General features: G+C 46.5%; 18 protein-coding genes and 1 riboswitch. Of the genes, 4 read left to right on the top strand and 14 right to left on the bottom strand.

Annotated elements, in window-relative coordinates:
• The first annotated feature begins 27 nt into the window (after positions 1 to 27).
• Positions 28 to 1,050: a UDP-N-acetylmuramate dehydrogenase gene (gene murB, locus ABY044_RS00525; RefSeq protein ID WP_373017050.1), complete on the top strand. Its 1,023-nt coding sequence runs from the start codon at positions 28 to 30 to the stop codon at positions 1,048 to 1,050.
• A gap of 136 nt (positions 1,051 to 1,186) precedes the next feature.
• Here the strand turns inward: murB and ABY044_RS00520 are convergent, their stop codons facing one another.
• Both ABY044_RS00520 and nagZ read right to left on the bottom strand, forming a co-directional pair.
• Positions 1,187 to 2,341, bottom strand: coding sequence for a mechanosensitive ion channel family protein (locus ABY044_RS00520; protein ID WP_373017048.1), 1,155 nt, complete (start codon positions 2,339 to 2,341; stop codon positions 1,187 to 1,189).
• Positions 2,341 to 3,411: a beta-N-acetylhexosaminidase gene (nagZ, locus tag ABY044_RS00515; protein WP_373017046.1), complete on the bottom strand. Its 1,071-nt coding sequence runs from the start codon at positions 3,409 to 3,411 to the stop codon at positions 2,341 to 2,343. The genes ABY044_RS00520 and nagZ overlap by 1 nt, the downstream gene beginning before the upstream one ends.
• Positions 3,412 to 3,538: 127 nt before the next feature.
• Between nagZ and ABY044_RS00510 the strand changes: the two genes are divergently transcribed.
• Positions 3,539 to 3,988, top strand: coding sequence for an MOSC domain-containing protein (locus ABY044_RS00510; protein ID WP_373017044.1), 450 nt, complete (start codon positions 3,539 to 3,541; stop codon positions 3,986 to 3,988).
• A 21-nt stretch (positions 3,989 to 4,009) separates the two neighbouring features.
• Here ABY044_RS00510 and ABY044_RS00505 read toward each other — a convergent pair whose 3' ends face one another.
• The 9 genes from ABY044_RS00505 to amrB all read right to left on the bottom strand — a co-directional run bounded on the left by ABY044_RS00505 (position 4,010) and on the right by amrB (position 13,353).
• Positions 4,010 to 4,813, bottom strand: coding sequence for an ABC transporter permease (locus tag ABY044_RS00505; protein WP_373017042.1), 804 nt, complete (start codon positions 4,811 to 4,813; stop codon positions 4,010 to 4,012).
• A complete protein-coding gene (gene nikB, locus ABY044_RS00500) occupies positions 4,813 to 5,736 on the bottom strand; it encodes a nickel ABC transporter permease (protein WP_373017040.1) in 924 nt (307 codons plus the stop codon). Before nikB ends, ABY044_RS00505 begins: the two co-directional genes overlap by 1 nt.
• Positions 5,733 to 6,215, bottom strand: coding sequence for a L,D-transpeptidase family protein (locus tag ABY044_RS00495; RefSeq protein WP_373017038.1), 483 nt, complete (start codon positions 6,213 to 6,215; stop codon positions 5,733 to 5,735). The genes nikB and ABY044_RS00495 overlap by 4 nt, the downstream gene beginning before the upstream one ends.
• Positions 6,216 to 6,399: 184 nt before the next feature.
• Entirely contained in the window at positions 6,400 to 7,542 is a 1,143-nt protein-coding gene (locus ABY044_RS00490) for an ABC transporter permease (protein ID WP_373017036.1), read from the bottom strand.
• The gene (locus tag ABY044_RS00485) at positions 7,539 to 8,693 is read right to left on the bottom strand and encodes an ABC transporter permease (protein WP_373017034.1); all 1,155 of its coding nucleotides are present in this window, start codon (positions 8,691 to 8,693) and stop codon (positions 7,539 to 7,541) included. Before ABY044_RS00485 ends, ABY044_RS00490 begins: the two co-directional genes overlap by 4 nt.
• Positions 8,690 to 10,678, bottom strand: coding sequence for an ATP-binding cassette domain-containing protein (locus tag ABY044_RS00480; protein WP_373017032.1), 1,989 nt, complete (start codon positions 10,676 to 10,678; stop codon positions 8,690 to 8,692). The genes ABY044_RS00485 and ABY044_RS00480 overlap by 4 nt, the downstream gene beginning before the upstream one ends.
• Before the next feature lie 11 nt (positions 10,679 to 10,689).
• Positions 10,690 to 11,766, bottom strand: coding sequence for an HlyD family secretion protein (locus ABY044_RS00475; RefSeq protein ID WP_373017030.1), 1,077 nt, complete (start codon positions 11,764 to 11,766; stop codon positions 10,690 to 10,692).
• 171 nt (positions 11,767 to 11,937) lie between these two features.
• A complete protein-coding gene (amrA, locus tag ABY044_RS00470) occupies positions 11,938 to 12,519 on the bottom strand; it encodes an AmmeMemoRadiSam system protein A (RefSeq protein ID WP_373017028.1) in 582 nt (193 codons plus the stop codon).
• Positions 12,520 to 13,353, bottom strand: coding sequence for an AmmeMemoRadiSam system protein B (gene amrB, locus ABY044_RS00465; RefSeq protein ID WP_373017026.1), 834 nt, complete (start codon positions 13,351 to 13,353; stop codon positions 12,520 to 12,522).
• A gap of 76 nt (positions 13,354 to 13,429) precedes the next feature.
• Between amrB and amrS the strand changes: the two genes are divergently transcribed.
• Together amrS and ABY044_RS00455 are read left to right on the top strand one after the other, a co-directional pair.
• Positions 13,430 to 14,524, top strand: a complete 1,095-nt coding sequence (amrS, locus tag ABY044_RS00460; RefSeq protein ID WP_373017024.1) for an AmmeMemoRadiSam system radical SAM enzyme — start codon at positions 13,430 to 13,432, stop codon at positions 14,522 to 14,524.
• Between the two features lie 427 nt (positions 14,525 to 14,951).
• Positions 14,952 to 15,029: riboswitch (cyclic di-GMP riboswitch) on the top strand.
• Between the two features lie 150 nt (positions 15,030 to 15,179).
• Positions 15,180 to 15,869, top strand: a complete 690-nt coding sequence (locus ABY044_RS00455) for a DUF2202 domain-containing protein (RefSeq protein ID WP_373017022.1) — start codon at positions 15,180 to 15,182, stop codon at positions 15,867 to 15,869.
• A 136-nt stretch (positions 15,870 to 16,005) separates the two neighbouring features.
• Here ABY044_RS00455 and ABY044_RS00450 read toward each other — a convergent pair whose 3' ends face one another.
• From ABY044_RS00450 to ABY044_RS00440, 3 genes are read right to left on the bottom strand one after another with little or no spacing between them, the layout of a single operon-like run.
• Entirely contained in the window at positions 16,006 to 17,529 is a 1,524-nt protein-coding gene (locus ABY044_RS00450) for an ABC transporter substrate-binding protein (RefSeq protein ID WP_373017020.1), read from the bottom strand.
• A gap of 47 nt (positions 17,530 to 17,576) precedes the next feature.
• Positions 17,577 to 18,917 carry a TolC family outer membrane protein gene (locus ABY044_RS00445; protein WP_373017018.1) on the bottom strand — a complete coding sequence of 447 codons (1,341 nt, stop codon included), beginning with the start codon at positions 18,915 to 18,917 and terminating at the stop codon, positions 17,577 to 17,579.
• Complete coding sequence (locus tag ABY044_RS00440; protein ID WP_373017016.1) at positions 18,904 to 19,401, bottom strand: CYTH domain-containing protein; 498 nt, start codon at positions 19,399 to 19,401, stop codon at positions 18,904 to 18,906. Before ABY044_RS00440 ends, ABY044_RS00445 begins: the two co-directional genes overlap by 14 nt.
• Positions 19,402 to 19,417: the final 16 nt, after the last annotated feature.

Here is a 19,417-nt window from a genome sequence, read left to right as displayed (position 1 = left end):
TTTTAACAGATTATAGCAAAGACCCAAATGCACATTCAGGCCAACTACTCACTTAAAAAACACAACACTTTTAAGATCGATGTGAAAGCCCAATACTACGTCGAGATCAGCCGACAAAGTGACATCGCTACGCTGCGTTCCGATCTGACGCTTGCCTCATTACCATGGCGTATAATCGGTGGCGGAAGCAATATGTTGTTCACTCATGATATCGAAGGTGTCGTGGTACATTGCGGTTTTAAAAAAATGAAAGTGGTTAAAACCGACGACGACAACGTTTGGCTTTCGGTCGGCGCCGGCATGAGTTGGCACGACTTGGTGACTTATACGGTCGAGAATAACTTATGGGGTTTGGAAAACCTGGCCCTGATTCCAGGCACTGTCGGAGCAGCACCGGTTCAGAACATCGGTGCCTACGGAGCGGAAGCGCGCGACGCCATCACCCGAGTACAAACCTTGAATCTCTATACCGGTCAGCGTACCGAATTTCGCAATGCGGAATGTAAATTTGGTTACCGTACCAGCATTTTCAAGCAGGAACTAACCGATAAGGTCTTGGTGCACCGTGTCACTTTCCGTCTGCGTAAACTGCATGCAGGTAACCCAAACTTGGTTTTCGAACCACTCAGAGAAGCGCTGTCGGATGTTCCAAAATCCGAATTAACCCCCAAAATGATTTACGACGCCGTCATCAAGATCCGCCAAGAACGCATTCCCGATCCGGAAATATTCGGAAATGCAGGCAGCTTCTTTAAGAATCCGGTGATTGATCCCGAATATTTTGAAGAGATCGTTCAAGACTTTCCGGATATGCCGCACCACAAAATGCTGGATGGAAACTACAAGATTCCGGCGGCGTGGCTTATTGAGACGGCTAACTGGAAAGGTCAGCGCAACGGAAAGGCGCGAGTTTCAAGCAAACATGCGCTTATATTGGAAAATTTAGGCGGCGCCAAAGGCCAAGATATCGTCGAATTAGCGCAAATGGTTCAGGATGCCGTTGATCATAAGTTCGGTATTCACCTGGAGCCGGAAGTAATCATCATCTAAGCCAATCTAAGGCAACATACCTGTTTACCGACTATCCCCCAACCTATTTCAACGCATAAAAAAACCAACGAAGTTGCTTAAATTCGCAAACAATCGTTGGTTTTAATTTTCCCCAAAAAAACGTCAATAACCGACGTTAAACTTTCTGAACGGATTCGTTTTCGAATCTAATCCCTTCATGACGATCTTGAATTCCTTGGGTTTCCAAACTGGATTCAATATGCAAGGTGCGAGTAGGAAATGCAATTTCAGCTCCCTGCTGCGCGATAATTTCACTGACTTTCAGCAAAACGTCCTGTTTTATTTCGTGAAAACGTATCCACTCAGTCGTTTTAGTAAACGTGTAAATGAAGAAATCCAACGATGAAGGGCCGAACTTGTTGAAGTTAACAATCATGGTTTTAGTGTTATCGATTTCTTCGTGATCGATCAACATCTGTTTAACCGCATCGGTAATGGCCTGCATTTTATGCACATCGACATAACGTACGCCGACGGTTTCATAAATACGTCGATTGGTCATTCGAGACGGGTTTTCGATGGCGATATTCGAGAAAACCCCGTTAGGAATATACAAAGGACGTTTATCGAATGTGCGGACCGTCGTCATACGCCAGCCAATCTTCTCGACCGTACCCTCCAGCTCTCTATCCGGAGAACGAATCCAGTCTCCGACAGTGAACGGCTTATCCAAATAAAGCATGAGTCCGCCGAAAACGTTCCCTAACAGATCTTTGGCGGCAAAACCGATGGCGATCCCCCCCATTCCACCGAAGGCAAGAAGACCGCCCATACTCACACCGAAGGCGTTTAGGAAAAACAACGTCGTTAAAGTGAACGCCAGGAGTTTGATGATTTTTGCCATGGCCTCGACCGTTACTTCGTCAAGTCGATCATCTTCTCGTGCGTATTCTTTTAAATGCGCTTCAAGACGGTGCACTAAACGGATCACGTACCAACCGAATGACAATGTTAATACGGTCGACTTGAACGATTGGATATACGGCACAATGTCGACATAGACGTTGAAGTGCGTAATGATCGTCGTCATGGTCAGAACGGTACCATTGACCCAGATAAAGAATGAGGCAGGTGCTCTGGCGGCATCCACAAAACTATCAAGCCAAACCTTCTCTTTTTTTACAAGTTGGTTATGAAGCAGTTTTAGTAAAGCGCGCTGAACCAAGTCAATGACGGCGGTGACTAATAAAATCCCGGAAACAATCAGAATCCAGACATTACCGCCAAAGAGAATAACCAGGTCACTCCAGGTTTGCATTGCCCATTCCATTAAATTAACTCCTGTTGTTCATATGATTGATTTAATCCGTCAATAACCGCAACCGCCGCTTGCCATAAAGGATGGTAAGGCAGTTTCAAATAATCCGCTCTCTCATGGGCATGTAAACGAATAAGCCTTGCATGAGACAAAGGACCGGCGTGCCAATTGACCTTGGTTAAAACTTCATCCGCGGCCATCGGATCATTACAAACCAACACTAAATCGCAACCGGCCTGTAGTGCCTTAAGGACACGTTCGGGCGCGCTTCCAAACTCCACAGCCGCGCGCATACTCATATCGTCACTGATAATGGCACCTTCAAAATGGCATTGCTTACGCAGTACGGTTTGCAGCCAGTGAGAAGAAAATCCGGCCGGCAATGCATCCACCTTAGAATAAATAACATGTGCCGGCATCACTGCGTCAACGCCATTTTCGATCAATGTCAAAAACGGTTGCATATCTTTCTGTTGAATTTCTGCAAACGGTCTATCATCCACGGCGGTTTCGGTATGTGTATCCGCTTCGATAAAACCATGTCCCGGGAAGTGTTTGGCAACGGATGCCATTCCCGCTTTGCGCATTCCCGCCATTAGGTGAAATCCTAATTGACCGACGGTAACCGGATTCATCGCAAAAGCCCGATCGCCGATAACCTTACTGCCGCCGTAATCGAGATCCAGAACGGGCGCAAAGCTAAAATCGACCCCGACGGAAAGCAATTCGGTCGCTAGTAACCAACCAATCTTTTCGGCGGCGTCGTAACTCTGTTGGGGGTTTTGTTCGTGAAGCTGCCCTAATACACGCATTGGCGGGATTTTAGTGAAGCCGGAACGGAAGCGTTGTACCCGGCCGCCTTCGTGATCCACGGCAATTAACAGGCGAGGATGACGCAACGCATGAATGGATGCGGTTAAGGCTTTCAACTGCTCAACCGATTCAAAATTACGACTGAATAAAATGACCCCCGCCACTAATGGATCCAATAAACGTTCGGCTTCATGTGGCTGGAGAATCGTCCCTTCGATATCCACCATGACGGAACCTAGTGACATCGCTTTGCCCGCTGTTATGTTCATATCTGCCCTTTCGATAAATTTGCGGCTATGATACAGAAAACTTCGCATTATGTGAAATCTTCAAATGATTGTCATACTGGATTCGTATATTAAAATGTCGAAAGAAGAGAATGACAGGAAAAAAGCCATGGCAAAATTGATCGGCATCGCCACTCACTCAACCTCAAAAGGTCCCATTTCAACTCACGAACACATCCACGTCAGCAAAGAAAGCGGACTGGAAAACGATTACCAAGGCGCGAGAAGACGCGAAACTCAAGTAACTCTGCTCTCTTACAAACGCTGGCAAGAAGTCTGCAAACAGCTTGGTGCGGATATTGACTGGACCGAACGACGAGCTAACTTACTGATTGACGATATGGACTTTGATGAAAGTATGATCGGTCAACAGGTTCAAGTCGGATCGGTATTACTTGAAATCACCAAAGAAACCGATCCATGCGCGAGAATGGAAGCACTGCAACCGGGACTTAAACAAGCCCTGACGCCTAACTGGTACGGCGGAGCACGCTGTAAAGTATTACGTGAAGGCGAAATCAAATTAGACGATAACGTCAGTTTGCTAAAGCGTTTCTAGTTTAGAAACGGGATTCAATATTCAATTACGATTGTGACGAGCTTTGACATCCAAATAGTCGCGCCATTGGTCACCAATCAAATTCACCGCCAGCACCACCAACATCAGGGCAATTCCCGGAGCCAATACCAAATGCGGCGCAACCAGCAGGTAGCGAGTTCCTTCCTTGATCATGCTTCCCCATGAAGCGTCGGGAGGCTGAACCCCTAATCCCAGGAACGACAATCCGGCTTCCGATATAACCGCCCCGGCGATCCCAAAAGTTGCTTCAACCCCTAAAGGCGCCAACAACAAAGGAACGAGATGTCTGAACAGGATCAGCCAGGTGGGCACGGCCAAGGCTCTTGCCGCCAATACATGCTCACGGCTGCGCAAACTCAGGGTTTGTGCTCGAGCCAATCTGGCATAACCGACCCAGCCGACAACCACCAAAGCAAACACCACATTTTCAATTCCCGGCCCCAATATGGCGGCTAACGCGATCGCTAATAAAAGACCGGGAAAGGCCAGAAACACGTCGATGATTTTGGTGATGACTCGATCCGTCCAACCGCCCATGTAAGCGCTATAAACACCAATGGTCGTACCGATAATGGATGAAAAAAAGACGACGCCTACGGCGACGAATAGAGAAGTTTGAGCGCCTAAAACAACTCTTTCCAATACCGGCCTTCCGAGCTCGTCCGAACCCAATAAGACTTGACTGTTTGGAGACATCAGCAGTTGTGACAACACCACTTCGTCGGCGTGGTCGCCAATCCAGAATCCAGCCAACCCCATTAACAGCCAAGCGAATACGATAGTGTAACTGAGATAACGTAACATCAATTTGCCACCCGTATTCTCGGATCCAACCAAGCATAGACCAATTCAGTCAGACCGTTCACTGTGATATAGGCGATACTGATGATTAAAATACATCCCTGTACCACCGGATAATCGCGGCGCTGAATCGACTCAACCAGCAACTGACCAAGCCCCGGCCAATCAAACACGACCTCTGTGATGACGGCACCCCCTAATAACGTACCCAGTTGCAGGCCTAAAATCGTCACGACCGGCAGTAAGGCGTTCGACAGTGCATGCCGACCGTACACCCAAGAATTGCTCAAGCCTTTCGCTTTGGCGGTTCGAATATAGTCCTCATGCAACACCTCTAACAAGGAAGCACGGAGCATCCGTGCAAGTATGGCAGCCAAGGCCGTACCCAAAGTGACGGCAGGCAAAACCCACGATAAAGACTGATCCGCTCCACTGACGGGGAACCAGCCTAAACTCAACGAGAACAGTAAAATCAACATCGGTCCGAGCCAGAAATTGGGAACCGAAACGCCTATCAGTGAAACCGTCATAGACAAATGATCGGGCCATTTTCCGGCTCTGAGCGCCGCCCAAATACCCAATGGAAATGCAAGCAAAACGGCAATCAACAAGGCCATTAGGGCCAATTGCAGGGTCATTGGAAAACGTTCGCCGATTAACGACGTAACCGGCTGCTGAAAAAACAAGGACTCTCCGAGATCGAAACGGCTTAGACCCACCAGATAATGCCAATACTGAATCCATATCGGTTGATTTAGCCCCAACTGGTTTCTTAAAGCCGCTTCGTCCGCCGGACTTGCCCAGTCGCCAAGCATGACGGCAACCGGATCACCCGGCACCAGGTGAATTAAAAAGAACACCAGCGTTCCTACGATCCAGGAGACAAAAATGACCGAACCGAGGAGGCGTAAAAGATAGACGATCATAGTTTTATGTCCACTTCTGTACCGGCTTCAATTAAGTCGAAAAGTTCGATGATGTCGTGATTACGCATACGGATACAGCCATGGGATTTCGGAATCCCCATAGGTTCGCTGTCTGGTGTGCCGTGTAAATAGATATAACGCTGCATGGTGTCTACCCGACCTAAGCGATTGATGCCTTTTTCCTTACCGGATAGCCAAAGAATTCGACTTAAAATCCAATCACGCTCCGGATTAAGTTCGCCTAGCTGAGGGGTATAAATCTCTCCGGTAGGACGACGCCCTACCAGAACACTGTTTATCGGCAGTTCGGCACCGATTTTGGCGCGTATGATATGTTTTCCCAACGGAGTTTTACCGGAGTTTTTTTCGTTACCGACACCGTTCAAACCGGTACTGACCGGATATTCTCGGACAAGATTTCGGCCGTTGAACAAGCTTAAGGTTTGATCCTGTATGGAAACTGATATTGAATACGACAAAAGATTCTGCTGCTTTAGTATTTACGGTTTTAGTATTTTCATTAGGCGTTTAAATCTGACTTGAACACCCTTTCCGGTAAGACATTCTACCCTTGATTGCGTGTGCTTTGAAACGGAATATGCACTCTAATTCAACGGTCGAAAACAATCCATACGCTCAACCTGCGAGGAGAGGTTAAGCCGTTTAACCGAATTGACGGTGAAATTGCCTGATACCGAACCAGAATAACACGGTGCCGAGCGCAAACAATTCAAGTAGTGGTAACCACATCAAGTCAAGGGTCGCTCCTTTTAGAATAATACTGTAACCGATGTCGATGTAATAAGATAAAGGCGATAAAAACATCAAATACTGCTGAAATTCCGGCATGGATTCCCGTGGCGTCCAAGTACCGGAAAGCAACAGCATCGGCATCAACAACATAAACGAAACCATCAACGCTTGTCCCAAATTACGGCTCACACTGGAAATGAACAAGCCGAGTCCCGATACCGCATAAACAAACACCATCGTGACCAGGAAAAAGGAAAATAAACTACCGCGGAACGGAACCTGGAACACCGTGCCGACAACGCCGAAAATACACAATGCGACTCCGATGAGAATAATGATCTCCGCCGCGATGATTTTAGGAAGCAGAATTTGAAACGGCGATAAAGGCGCGACCGATAATTGCTCTATAGTGCCCCTCTCCTTTTCGCGCACGACAATTGCCGCCGGCAGGAAGAGAGACAACAACGTAATCACCGTCATCATTTCCGAGATAGGCATGAACCAGGTACTTTTACCCTCCGGGTTGTATCGAATCTTTTGGCGCTCTTCCACAATAGGGGCTTGAATTGTTCCGGGATCGACAATTTTCATATTTCTCAGCATCCATTGCTGATTGTATTGCGCATTGATCAAACTGGAATAACTGCTCCCCAAATTCCCTAAAATGATATTACTGGCATCCAATTGCAACTGAATCGACGTTTGCTGCTGCAAGAGCAGTTTTTTTTCAAAATCTTCCGGAATATCGAAAACGCCTAAGACCTCCCCCTTATCCAACATCTCATTTGCCTGTTGTTGTGTTTCAACCTGACCAAGTACATTGAAATAGGGTTGTTTAAACTGGCTTATCCATTCACGGGAAGCCTGCGACCGGTCGTGATCCATAAATACGACGGGAGCATTGTTGAGATCCATGGTGACGCCTGAACCGGCAATGAAAACTTCGACGGTAAAAAACCAAACCACAGCAAACACCAGCACGATATCGCGCGAGAATTGCAACAACTCCTTTTTGGTCAAAGCGAATATTCGCAACCACCAAAGCCGGTTCATGCCTTCACCCTCTTACGAAAACGCCAAACGGCCAAACTCCATAAGACCACCGCATGCAGAGCTAAAACCATTACATTGGTACCCAGCTCAGGCCACCCTTGCCCCTTAAGAAAACTGCCCCATACAATGTTAAGTTGATACATCGCCGGCAAAAGGTGAGCCTCCAGCTTGGCTCCCGCTTCCATGGAGTTCACCGGTATCATCAGCCCCGACATCATCATCCCGGGAATCATGGTGCCCAATAAGGTGATCAATGCTGCCGCCGCTTGGGTTTTAACCAGTATGGAAACCAACATGCCGATACCGGTCGAACAAGCCACGTAAAGCAGAGAGGCGACCAGATAAAGTACCGGATCGCCTTTGAACGGTACGCCGAACAATACCAGCGCCATCCAGGAGAGCACTAATAGATTCAAAAACGAAATCGCCACATACGGCAGGATTTTACCGACGATAAATTCGGTACGGCTAACGGTTGAAGCATAAATATTGAAGATCGAACCGCTCTCCTTTTCCCGTACAACGCCCAGAGCGGTCAATACGGCCGGAGCCATTAGCATCACCAGCATAATCATCCCGGATCCTGTCGACCAAAGACTGCTCATTTTCTCGTTGTACAAATAACGCGTTTCTAACGTAACCGGCGCCAACAATGCATTGATTTCGGTTTCGTTCATACCTTGCTTTTTAGTCAACCACTGCTTCATCAACTGTTGGTTGTAATCGGCATTGATGGCCGAGACATAGCCACGAACCACTTTGGCTTGATAGGTAAACAACCCGTCGATCACCGGTTGGACTTGAACGCGTTTACCGGCTAATAACTTTTCCTGAAATCCGGGAGGAATGACCAGTATGAAACGTATCTTATTTTTCACCATCAACGGTTCAGCCAAGCTTTCGTGTTCTTTACTGCCTTTGTAATCGAAATAACGGGAATCGATATAACGGTGCAGATAATCACGGCTCTGCTGGCTTTGATCGTAATCGACCGCGACAAAAGGAATCTTCTCGACGTCCATCGACAAGCCAAACCCCAACACCACCATCATCATGACCGGAATGAGAAATGCCATTGAAAGATAGAGCTTATCGCGCCAAATTTCAATCACCTCTTTAACCGCTACCGTTTTAACTCTTGACCACTTCATGAAGCCTCCCTAACCGTCACCGTAGTGCTCTCTGAATCAGCGGTATCGTGCGCCTCGATAAAGTGAATGAATACATCTTCCAAAGAAGGCGTTAATAATTGAACGTCTCGTATTTCAATCCGTTGTCCGTTCAATACATGCTCTATTTCTATCCGGGTCTGATCGGGATTCAAGGAAAATAAATGCACTCGTTTACCGAATAAGGAAACCTGCTCGAATTTTGATTTCTTTAGAATCGCCATAGTCTCATAAGGCTGGTCGACCTTAATACTGATGACTTTACCTAGAATGTCTTGAAGCTCTTGTCTCAAAGCATGCGGACTTCCTTGTGCCACCACTTTACCGGCTTGCATTAACGCCAGTTTGTCGCAATGTTCCGCTTCGCTCATATAGTGAGTGGTCACCAAAATCGCTACACCCTTGAGTTTCGCTAATGAAACCAGTATTTCCCAAAACTGCTGTCTCCCTAACGGATCGACCCCCGACGTCGGCTCGTCAAGAAACAGCACCTTAGGTTCATGCAATAACGCACACCCCAATGCCAGACGTTGACGCAACCCCATCGGCAAACGCCCGGCCAAAGTGTCGGTTTCGGATTGCAGACCGCCCATAGTCAACGCCCAATGAATGCGCTGCTTTAATTTATTTCTGGAAACGCCGTAAATTTGGCCGTAAAGCTTGAGGTTTTCGTGTACCGTCAAATCTTCATACAGCGAAAACGATTGCGACATATAGCCAATCTTTTCTTTGATTTCCATGCCGGATTCATGCAAAGAAGTCTGTGATATTTGACCAAAGCCGTGAGAAGGCTTAAGCAGACCCGTCAGCATTTTAATGGCGGTACTTTTGCCGGCACCGTTGGCACCGAGCAAACCGAAAATTTCACCTGCTTTGACGCTAAAGCTGACCTCATCGACGGCAACGAAATCACCGAAAAATCGACTTAGACTATTGGCTTCGATCATTAACTGCCTGTTGTCGAACTGAGGTGTGTCGTCAAAATGATCTACGTCGTTACTGCCGTTTGATAACGCTTCATCGAACTCCCGACGTTGCCATCGATCCAATAAACCGATAAACGCATCTTCCAGTTCGATCGGATGAATCGATAACGCGCTGGTTAATCCATGTTCCTTTAATAGATCCGTCAAAATTTGTTCGAAATGCGCTTTAGACATATCCAGAGCAACAATGCGCATGGTTTCTCCGATTATTTCGACCTGAGAAAACATGGATTTGAGTTGTTTAAAAAACGTCAACGCTTCAGCACAATGACAGATACCTACCCAGCCTTGAACGTCTTGCAGAATCGAATCGGGTTCCCCTTGTGCCAGAACACTGCCTTCATAAAAAAACGATAGATTTTGAAAGCGTTCGGCCTCATCCATATAGGAAGTGGAAACTAAAGCCGTCATGTGTTCGTGCCGTACTAAATAGGACAGGATCTCCCAGAAATCGCGTCGGGAAACCGGATCGACACCGGTGGTCGGTTCGTCCAGAATCACCAATTCCGGTTTATGAATTAAGGTACAGACCAAGCCCAGTTTCTGCTTCATGCCGCCGGAAAGGTTTTTCATCGGCCGATCGCGAAAGGCGGTCAATTGCGTCATATCCATCAACTGCTGTTTACGTTGCTCCCGTTCTTCTTTCGGAACGTCGCGAAGGTCTGCGAAAAAATTGATGTTTTCTTCAATGGAAAGTTCGGGGTATAGATTCAACCCTAAACCTTGTGGCATAAAGCCGATTCTTGATTTGATGGTTTCGGCCGCCTCTTCCGAATCCAGCGTGTGACCAAAAACTTTAACGTCACCGGAATCGTAACTTAAAACTCCGGCAAGCATTTGCATGACACTGCTTTTTCCGGCGCCGTCGGGGCCGATCAATCCATAGATTTCTCCGGATTTGATGTTTAGGTCGACCGATTTGACGGCAAGTTGTTTTTTATAAGACTTGCTGAGTTGCTTGACTTCGACAACGAGTGACATGAAATCGTTCGCTATTGAAGTTGAATGTAAGCATCGGCGGGCAATCCAGGAGTCACCCTGTGTTGCGGGTTATTGTCCAGATAGAGCTTGATCGTATAGACTAATTTAACGCGCTCCTCCTGCGTTTGCACTTCTTTAGGCGTAAATTCCGCTTGCGAGGAAATATATCTAATTGAGGTCGTAAATGGTTGATCCGGCAAAGAATCCAGATACAGATTCGCTTTGAGCCCTAAATGAATTTTTCCGATCTTGTTCTCCGCTATATATCCCTTCAAGTAAATCTGATCCAAATTAACGATATCAAACAGACCGGTCCCGGCATTGATGACTTCACCGGTATTAATCAGCTTGGTCATAACGACACCGTCAATCGGAGAACGGATTTTCATATCCTCCAGCAAACTCATGGCTTCCATTAGATTGGCTTGCGCCTGTAAGGTCAAAGCTTTGACCGCTTCGGTCTCTTCGCGTTTTGCACTTAATTGCTCCCAACCCAATTTTGCCAAATCAAGTGCTTTTCGGGCCTGCTCTACAGCAGTTTGTGCCGTGACCGTTTGGGCATGCAAGGTTTTCAAATTCAAAGCCGCACTTTCAACATCATGTTCCGATACCGCTTTTTTCTTTAATAGATTCTGCATCCGCTTCAAATCTACTTTGGCCTGCTCTTCACTGGAATAAGCAGCTTTCAAAGCGGCTTCGGCATGGGTCAACTGGGCTTGGGAGGTTTCGATTTGCAGCGGAGTCTGTTTTTCAAATACCGATAAGCCGGTCTTTGAAGCCTTATAATTCGCCAAAGAAGCGCCGTAAGCGGCAGCGGCCTGCGTTACTTTCGCCCTAATCTGTGCATCGTCCAGAACGGCCAGAACCTGCCCTTTTTTTACCTGATCCCCTTCCGCGACTTTCACCTCGAAAATCTTTCCGGCCACTTTCGTCGACGCTAAGTGATGTTCGCCCTCTATCCGGCCGCTAACTTTAATTAAATTATCAGGAATACTTGCAGGACGGGAATGAATAAAACCATAAATAGCGGCGGCAAATAGTACTAAGACAACAAAAATACTCAAGCGGGTTTTAGTTTTGGTTTGCATCGGCAACTCCACTAGGCAAAAAGGACTTATCGGTACTGACAAGTTATAAAATCTTATTGCCTAAAAGTATACCAATATACGGATATATTAAGTGGATTTTATAAAATGATTCGCTTATATACCCTTACCTGAAACGCCGCCCTTCAACCCCTTGTCAAATATGACTTTTAATCAAATTTCCAGCCAATCCGATTTAAACGAAAATGAAGTATAACGTTCGCAATGAATGCGTTCCGACCAGGCATGAATTCCGGCCTTACGCATCAATTGCTGAACGAACAAACGATCGTCCGGCAATTGCTCCCAGACCGAAGGTAAAAAAGTCGCTCTTCTTAGACCGTCACTGATAATCAACCCATCCTGCTGCGGACGCAACTGCGCCAATAAATCTTCTATCGTAGGGAAACTCCCCATCGCCTCGGGCGGAGTTAAAACCGATATTTCGACATTAAGCCGCTCAGTCTCAACCTGCTTAACCGGATTGAATCTTGGATCTCTAAAAGCCGCATTGAATGCGTTTTGAGATACGTCTTCGATTAGAGGACGGATCGCTTCAAGGCTCCCGATACAACCACGTAACTGATCGTCCATATTCAACGTAACGAAACACGCCTGATCGACATTCAAATGAATCAGTTCTTCCGGCAATCCACCGGGCTCAATCGGTTTATGAGATCCTGTATTCACCCCGTTTTCAATACTTTGTTTAGCCACCGTCAGAAGGTAGTTCTGTTCCATGTCAGAAAAAGCCATTTATACGCCCTCCTCATAAATCGCCCAAGTACCGTAACCGACGACACGTGACTTGTCGCCTGCCGTATCACCTGAATTAATCAACTTAAGCTGTTGAATATCAATAGGAAACTTATCTTTAAGCGCAAGCAACCCCTGAATACCTTTATAACCGCAAGCACGTTCACCGTTCAAGTTCTTCCAGTCGGCATGTGTGATCATAAGAGCTGTTTCATGATCGATTTGTCTCGCTTCTTCATAAGTATGAAAGTGGCTTAGATCGCTGCTGATGACAAAATACACACCTTCCTGCAGCCACAAATACTCCAATACCTGCTTAACTTCCTCCGGTGAGGCATTCCCATTCAACATTGGCAAAACTCTTGCCTCCGGAAACAAGTGTTTGATGAATGGAAAATGTACTTCTAAACTGTGTTCGTGCTGCTGGGCGTAATTTGAAACGGTGACTTGCTTGAACTGCGTCAATATTGAATCTCGCAAAGCCGTATCGATCTCAAGAGCCCCCAAAGGCGTATCGACGGCATCGAAATCGACCGTGGTGATACCGTGAAAACCGACTCTGTGAGCCGGTCCCATAACGACAATCGTTTTAATGAAATCGGCGGCGTCTTGCCAACAAGCGTAACCCGTCGCTGCGGCTTGACCCGAATAAACATAGCCGGCATGCGGTACGATTAACGCGCGTGGAATCGATGAACGGCTTTGCACCTCACCAGATCGATGTGTACCGGTCTCCGGAAGCCAATCGGAAAACATGCGGTTAAGCTGTTCGGCTTGCTGCGGATAAAACATTCCTGCAACCGCCGTTTGTCTAACGTTGCCTGATGAAAACATAAAATCAAACCTTGAAATATTAATAAGTTACAACCATATATATGCATAATATATTAAGTTTTCAAGGTAACGAAAAATGAAAAATGTCGATTTAGAACATCCCTCCGTCATACCGGTGGAACATTGGCATCGACTCGATAACGATCTGATTCAATGCGACTTATGTCCACGCGAGTGTACGCTTCGCGAAGGCCAGCGCGGCTTTTGTTTCGTGCGCGGGCGTAAAGATGACAAAATGTGGTTGACCTCCTACGGGCGTTCCAGCGGTTTCTGTATCGATCCGATAGAAAAAAAACCGTTGAATCATTTTTTGCCCGGTTCCGCTGTGCTTTCGTTCGGTACCGCCGGCTGTAATTTGGCCTGCAAATTCTGCCAGAACTGGGATATGTCCAAAGCCCGCGACATGGACCGCCTGCTTGATCAAGCCGATCCGGAAGCTCTGGCGTTAGCGGCTAAAAAACATCATTGCGCTTCTGTGGCCTATACCTATAACGATCCGGTGATTTTTTACGAATACGCGATCGACACCGCCAAAGCGTGTCGTGCACACGGTATCAAAAACGTTGCCGTCACCGCAGGTTACATTAGCGAAGAACCGCGTAAAGAGTTTTTTAAGTGGATGGATGCTGCCAACATCGATCTTAAGGCGTTTAACGATACGTTCTACGAGAAGCTGACCGGTGCAAAATTACAACCGGTATTAGATACGATCGAGTATGTCGCCAATGAAACCGATTGCTGGTTAGAGTTGACCACGTTATTGATACCGGGGGAAAACGATTCTCCGGAAGAGATCAAAGCCATGAGCGAATGGATTATCGAACACTGCGGCGACTCGGTGCCTTTACACTTTACCGCATACCATCCCGATTACCGTATGATGGATAATCCGCCAACGCCTGCTTCCACTTTGGAGATGGCCCGGGATATTGCGATGCAGACAGGCTTGAAATATGTCTATACCGGCAATGTGATTCACCCTGAAGGCCAAGCGACCTATTGTCCGCAATGCCATAAAAAAGTGATTGGCCGTCAATATTACGAAATTAACGAGTGGCATCTGGATCATGGACAGTGCGACTATTGTCATGCCTCCGTTGCAGGCGTGTTCGAAGCGCAAGCGGGTACGTGGGGAAATAAACGTTTACCGATCCGTCTCAATAACGGTTAAACCCCACATGATCTCTCGACTGAAAATTTTCTAAACTGGCTTGGTTGAAGTAACGCGATCAGCCTGCCATTCAATCTTTATTTGACTCTGGAATTATTTAAGTGAAAATATTAAATAATTCCATGGTTTATCAATTCGACTTGCCTGTCCGATTCCGTTATTATCATCCCTTACATGTCCCGCTCTCCTGCTCGTTTTTCTTACCTTTTACATCAACGCTAATCATAAAAATAGTGATAACAAAAATAAGAATGAGCACCAATATCAGCACGACTAATAAGGGTATCAATAAAACCTATCGCTACGCATAAATACAATCAGTTTAAAATGGAAAAAACTCCCCCTTTCGGGTGAATGCTTTTGGTTAGCACGCTTCTTACAATAGGTTCCAAGTCAATTCAAAACGTTTACGAAGCGACTTGAACATTATTTGTTGTGCCAAACTTGTTGCGAAGCAAGGACGGAAAGCCAAGGATCTTACCCAGTAAGATAGCCGGTTGCCAAATAATAAGCAGTTAATATAATCACCTGTCTTATTAGTCTCTTCCCTCATTTTTGTGCCTTCAACTTTTAAATTGTCAATTTTGCTTTACCGCAGCCTAGTCGATTACTTCAAGATTTAGACTGCTTACGACTTTAAAAAGGAAGGTTATAAATGAAACACATTATCTTAAAAACAACCGTTTTATCTCTTGCTCTTTTAGCGGCGAACACTTCAGCACATGCTGCTGGCGGAAAATGGAACAATGACACCACCAGCACTACAACGACGACATCAACCGCTTCTCAACTAACGGCTTTTGAAAGCACAAGTTTGAAGTTCATGCGTGAGGAAGAAAAACTAGCTCGAGACGTCTACCTGACGCTGTACAGCCGCTGGGGTGTACCGATTTTCCAAAATATTGCCGACTCAGAGCAAACCCATACAGATACCATCGCTTCTCTTTTAGAGAAATACAATATCGAAGACCCGGTTAAAACGGAAGAGATCGGGGTGTACACGGATCCAGCTTTCACAGCACTATACGGCGCTTTAGTCGAAGCGGGATCGCAAAGTTATGAAGCGGCCTTAATGGTTGGGGCAGAAATCGAAGAATTGGACATTGCCGATATCAGCGAGCAACTTAACGTCATCAATAAAACGGATATTATCAACGCATACAATAACTTATTGAAAGGTTCGCGAAACCATTTAAGAAGTTTCTACGAACTGATCGTGCAAGGTGGGTTTGAATACGTTCCGACCCACATATCTCAAGAAGAATTTGATGCGATTGTCGAGTCGGATAGCGAAACCGATAACGTCAACACCACATCGACAAGTGGTGGAAAAGGTAGAAGATAAACGTGACTGGATTCAATCGATAGTCGAAAACATCTTACCGATTAATGCGGCCAAAGGCTCAGCCTGAAAGGTCGCATTTCTTTTTATAAATGCTTTGAACATTCTGCTTAACAAGCCAGTTTTCACCGACTTGTTATCAGGCTTGTTTGGTTACCTTCAACAACCCGTCCATACGCCCGTCTGCAAATAATCGATAGCCCGAAACGCCTTTTCTGTGCACGCAATATTGATCTTCGTACCAAAGAGGCAACGTCGCCAAACTCTCTTGCAAATGCACCTGTAATTGCCGATAGGTTTTCGCCTGATCGTCCAAATTCTGCTGTGAAGCTGCCAGGCGAATCAGTTGATCCGCAACTGGATCCCGATAACGTCCACGGTTGGCGCCATTGGGAGGAATCGCATTGCTATCGAATACATACTGAAAAATATCGGGGCTTTTCACGCCGACCCAAGCCAGGCTATACATCTGAAAACGGCCCTGCTTGATATCGCTGTAAAATGTCCCCCAGTCGTAACTCTGGATTTTCAGTTGAATGCCGATGTTTTTTAATTGCGACTGGTAAATCGTGGCCAATCGAATTCGGGTGGGATCGTTTGAAGTCTTGTAGCTCAGTTCGATCATACCGTCGGAATTAATCGAGTCGGCCGGTATTTCAACTTGCTTTAACAATGCCTTAGCTCGCTGCGGATCATAATCGTAACCATGAATATCAGCCACACCACACCAATGCTCCGGCACCAATAAACCGCCGGCCAAGCGTGCGTGGCCGTTAAACAGAGCGTCAATGACGGCCTGGCGGTCGATTCCCATAGCAATCGCCCGACGCATTGCCGGTTGTGACAGCAAATCGTCTTCAAAGTTAAAACCGATGTAACCAAAATTGGTGCCGTTATGCCAGTCAACCTGTAATTCAGCTTGTTTTTGACAGTATTCGACCAATTCAGGAGAAAGGTCATTCTGTACGATATCCAATTCGCCTTTCATCAACTTCAACACTCGAACCGTTGCATCCTTAACCGGGATGAATTCCAATCGAATATGATCGTTTCGATTCAAAATCAGCCGCTGTTCGTCCATGGAGACAAAATGACATGGACCTGAACCGATTGGCTGTTCATGAAAGGGATGCCCCGACTCCATCAGTGATTTAGGCAAAATACCAATGACTAAACGACCGACAAATAGCGGATCGGGTTGCTTAAGTATGAAATCGACCTGCTTGGAATTAACAACCGAAACTTGACGAATATTCTTCAAGGAACCTTGATGTGCGGAACCGAAATCGGGATCAAGTACACTTTGATAAGTGGCCGCCACATCATCGGCAGTCAAAAGATCGCCATTATGAAACCGACTCTCTTGTCGCAAACTAAAACGAAAATGCGTCAAGCTAATCTGCTCCCAATCTGCCAGATCGGGTTGTGGCTGGAAACGTTCGTCGAAATCAATTAACTGGCGATACAGTAATCGATTGATGCGACTAGACAAAGCATCGGTCGCCTTTCGCGGGTCAAGCATTCTGACTCGAGTATTAATTCCCACCCGGATAGCCTGCAACGAATCGCCTTGCTGGCATCCGCTTAAACCGGCTAAGGCACCCGAAAAGGAAGAGAGCAAACCCGCTTTTACTAATGTTCTTCTATTAAAGCGCGTCTTCATCTCACCCTTGAACGTTTGTGCATTATGAACATGGAAACCCGAATGAATTAATTAGGATTGGTCAGTAACGCGTCGTAAACCGCCAAATCATCCGCCTTCAAGTCACCGACCGTGGCTTCAAGATTTAAACGATTCAATACTTGGGCATGTAGCGCTTCGACTAAATTACGACGGGCGTTATAGAAGTTCGAACGTGCCGTTAAGACTTCCAATAAGCTTTGAAGGCCAACCTTATAACCCTCTTCCGCCGCTTCCAGAAATGCCTGATTGGATTTAACCGCTTCACGCAGTGCGGAAATCAAACTGGCCCCTCTTTCGACGCTGCGCACCTGTATTCTGGCATTTAAACGCGCCTGTTCACGACTGTCGCGCAACCCTTGGAATGCGGATTGGTACAGATATCTAGCCTGTGTCACCTGAGATGTCGTCGCACCTCCGGAGTAAAGCGGCAGGGTCACGCTAACACCAATGCTGGTATTGGTTCGATCGGAATAGGTACCGCTATAACCTGAATCAAAATTTGAATAATCCGTCTCGGTTACCTTGGCCTGAAGACCCGCGCTAAACCAATGACCGGACTTTTGTACTTCGATCTCTTCGGCCGCGCTTTCCGCTTGCGCTTCAAACTGTTTAACCGATAAGTTGTCTTTCTGTGCCTTATTTTCCCAATCCGTGATTTCCAATAACTCTTTCGGTAAATCCACTTGCAAAGCCAACACCTTCAAACTTTCAAGCGACTTACCGGTCAGCTTCATCAGCTCTTCATAAGCAACATCCAGCGCATTTTCGTAACTGATGCGATTTGATTTAGATAAGTCGTAACTCGACTTTGCCTGCAACACTTCGGTACGGCTAGCCAAACCGACTTCGGCCGACGCTTTTGCACGTTCCCACTGAGATTTATCGGACTCTTCCTGCGCCAAACCGAGTTTGACGTCTTCCTGGGCCAACAGAACCTTGAAATAAGCATCCGCGGCTCGCACGATCAAATCCTGTTCAGAAGCTTTAATCACATATTCGGCCTGCTCTAAGCTGAATTTAGACTGAGTATAACGTGCCCAGGAAGCGTGATCGTACAAGGACTGATTAAGCGTCAGGGATAGACTGCGGGTATCGACATCGCCGGCATCGGCAGGTAAATCACTGTCGTTAACAAAATAAGAGCCGTCGGCTTGAATTTGCGGCAATAATGCCGCTCGTGCCGTGGTAACCACTTGCTTGTTAGCTTGATAAGTTGCGCGTTGCTGGGCAAGGGTTGCATCATGCAACACCGCCATTTGGTATACGTCCAACAAACCGACGCTCTGCCCTGCTTGAGCCGGTGCGACCAGAGCGCACAACAAGGTTGCCGGAACGAACTTCTGCCATGGAAAGCTACAGTTTCTCATCTTCACTCCAATCTTTAAAAGGATACTTGCTTAAGCTGATGTTATAAAAACGCGCCACTTCTGTCACCTCTTGGCCGGCCCATTCAGGTAAGGCGACCGAATCTTCCTCGGTTTCCATCTCGACCTCGGCGACCACTAAACCGGCGTTATCACCTAAGAATTCGTCGATTTCCCAAGTATGATTGCCGTACTTCACCAGATAACGAATCTTTTCGATGACCGGACCGACGGTTAAGGTCGCCAGCATTTTTTTGGCGTCTTCGACCGGAATCGTAAATTCGTATTCATCACGACTCAGGCCGATTTCAAGGCTTTTAATATTCATATTGGCGTGATCGCCTTCCAGACGAACCCTTACCGAACTTTTAGCGGATGCATCGGAAATGTCGTTTAGATACCCCTGAGCGAAGTGGGTTTGCTTAAAAGCATGCTTTTTCCACTCCGAGTTTTTTAATAAAAATTTACGTTCAATTTCTCTAGCCATGAGTTTCCAATACAAA

Origin of the sequence: Thiomicrorhabdus sp. (genome assembly GCF_041583835.1) — a bacterium.
Taxonomy (GTDB): Bacteria; Pseudomonadota; Gammaproteobacteria; order Thiomicrospirales; family Thiomicrospiraceae; genus Thiomicrorhabdus.
The sequence above is the reverse complement of the archived record's forward strand: the minus strand, read 5'-3'. Positions and strand labels throughout refer to the sequence as shown.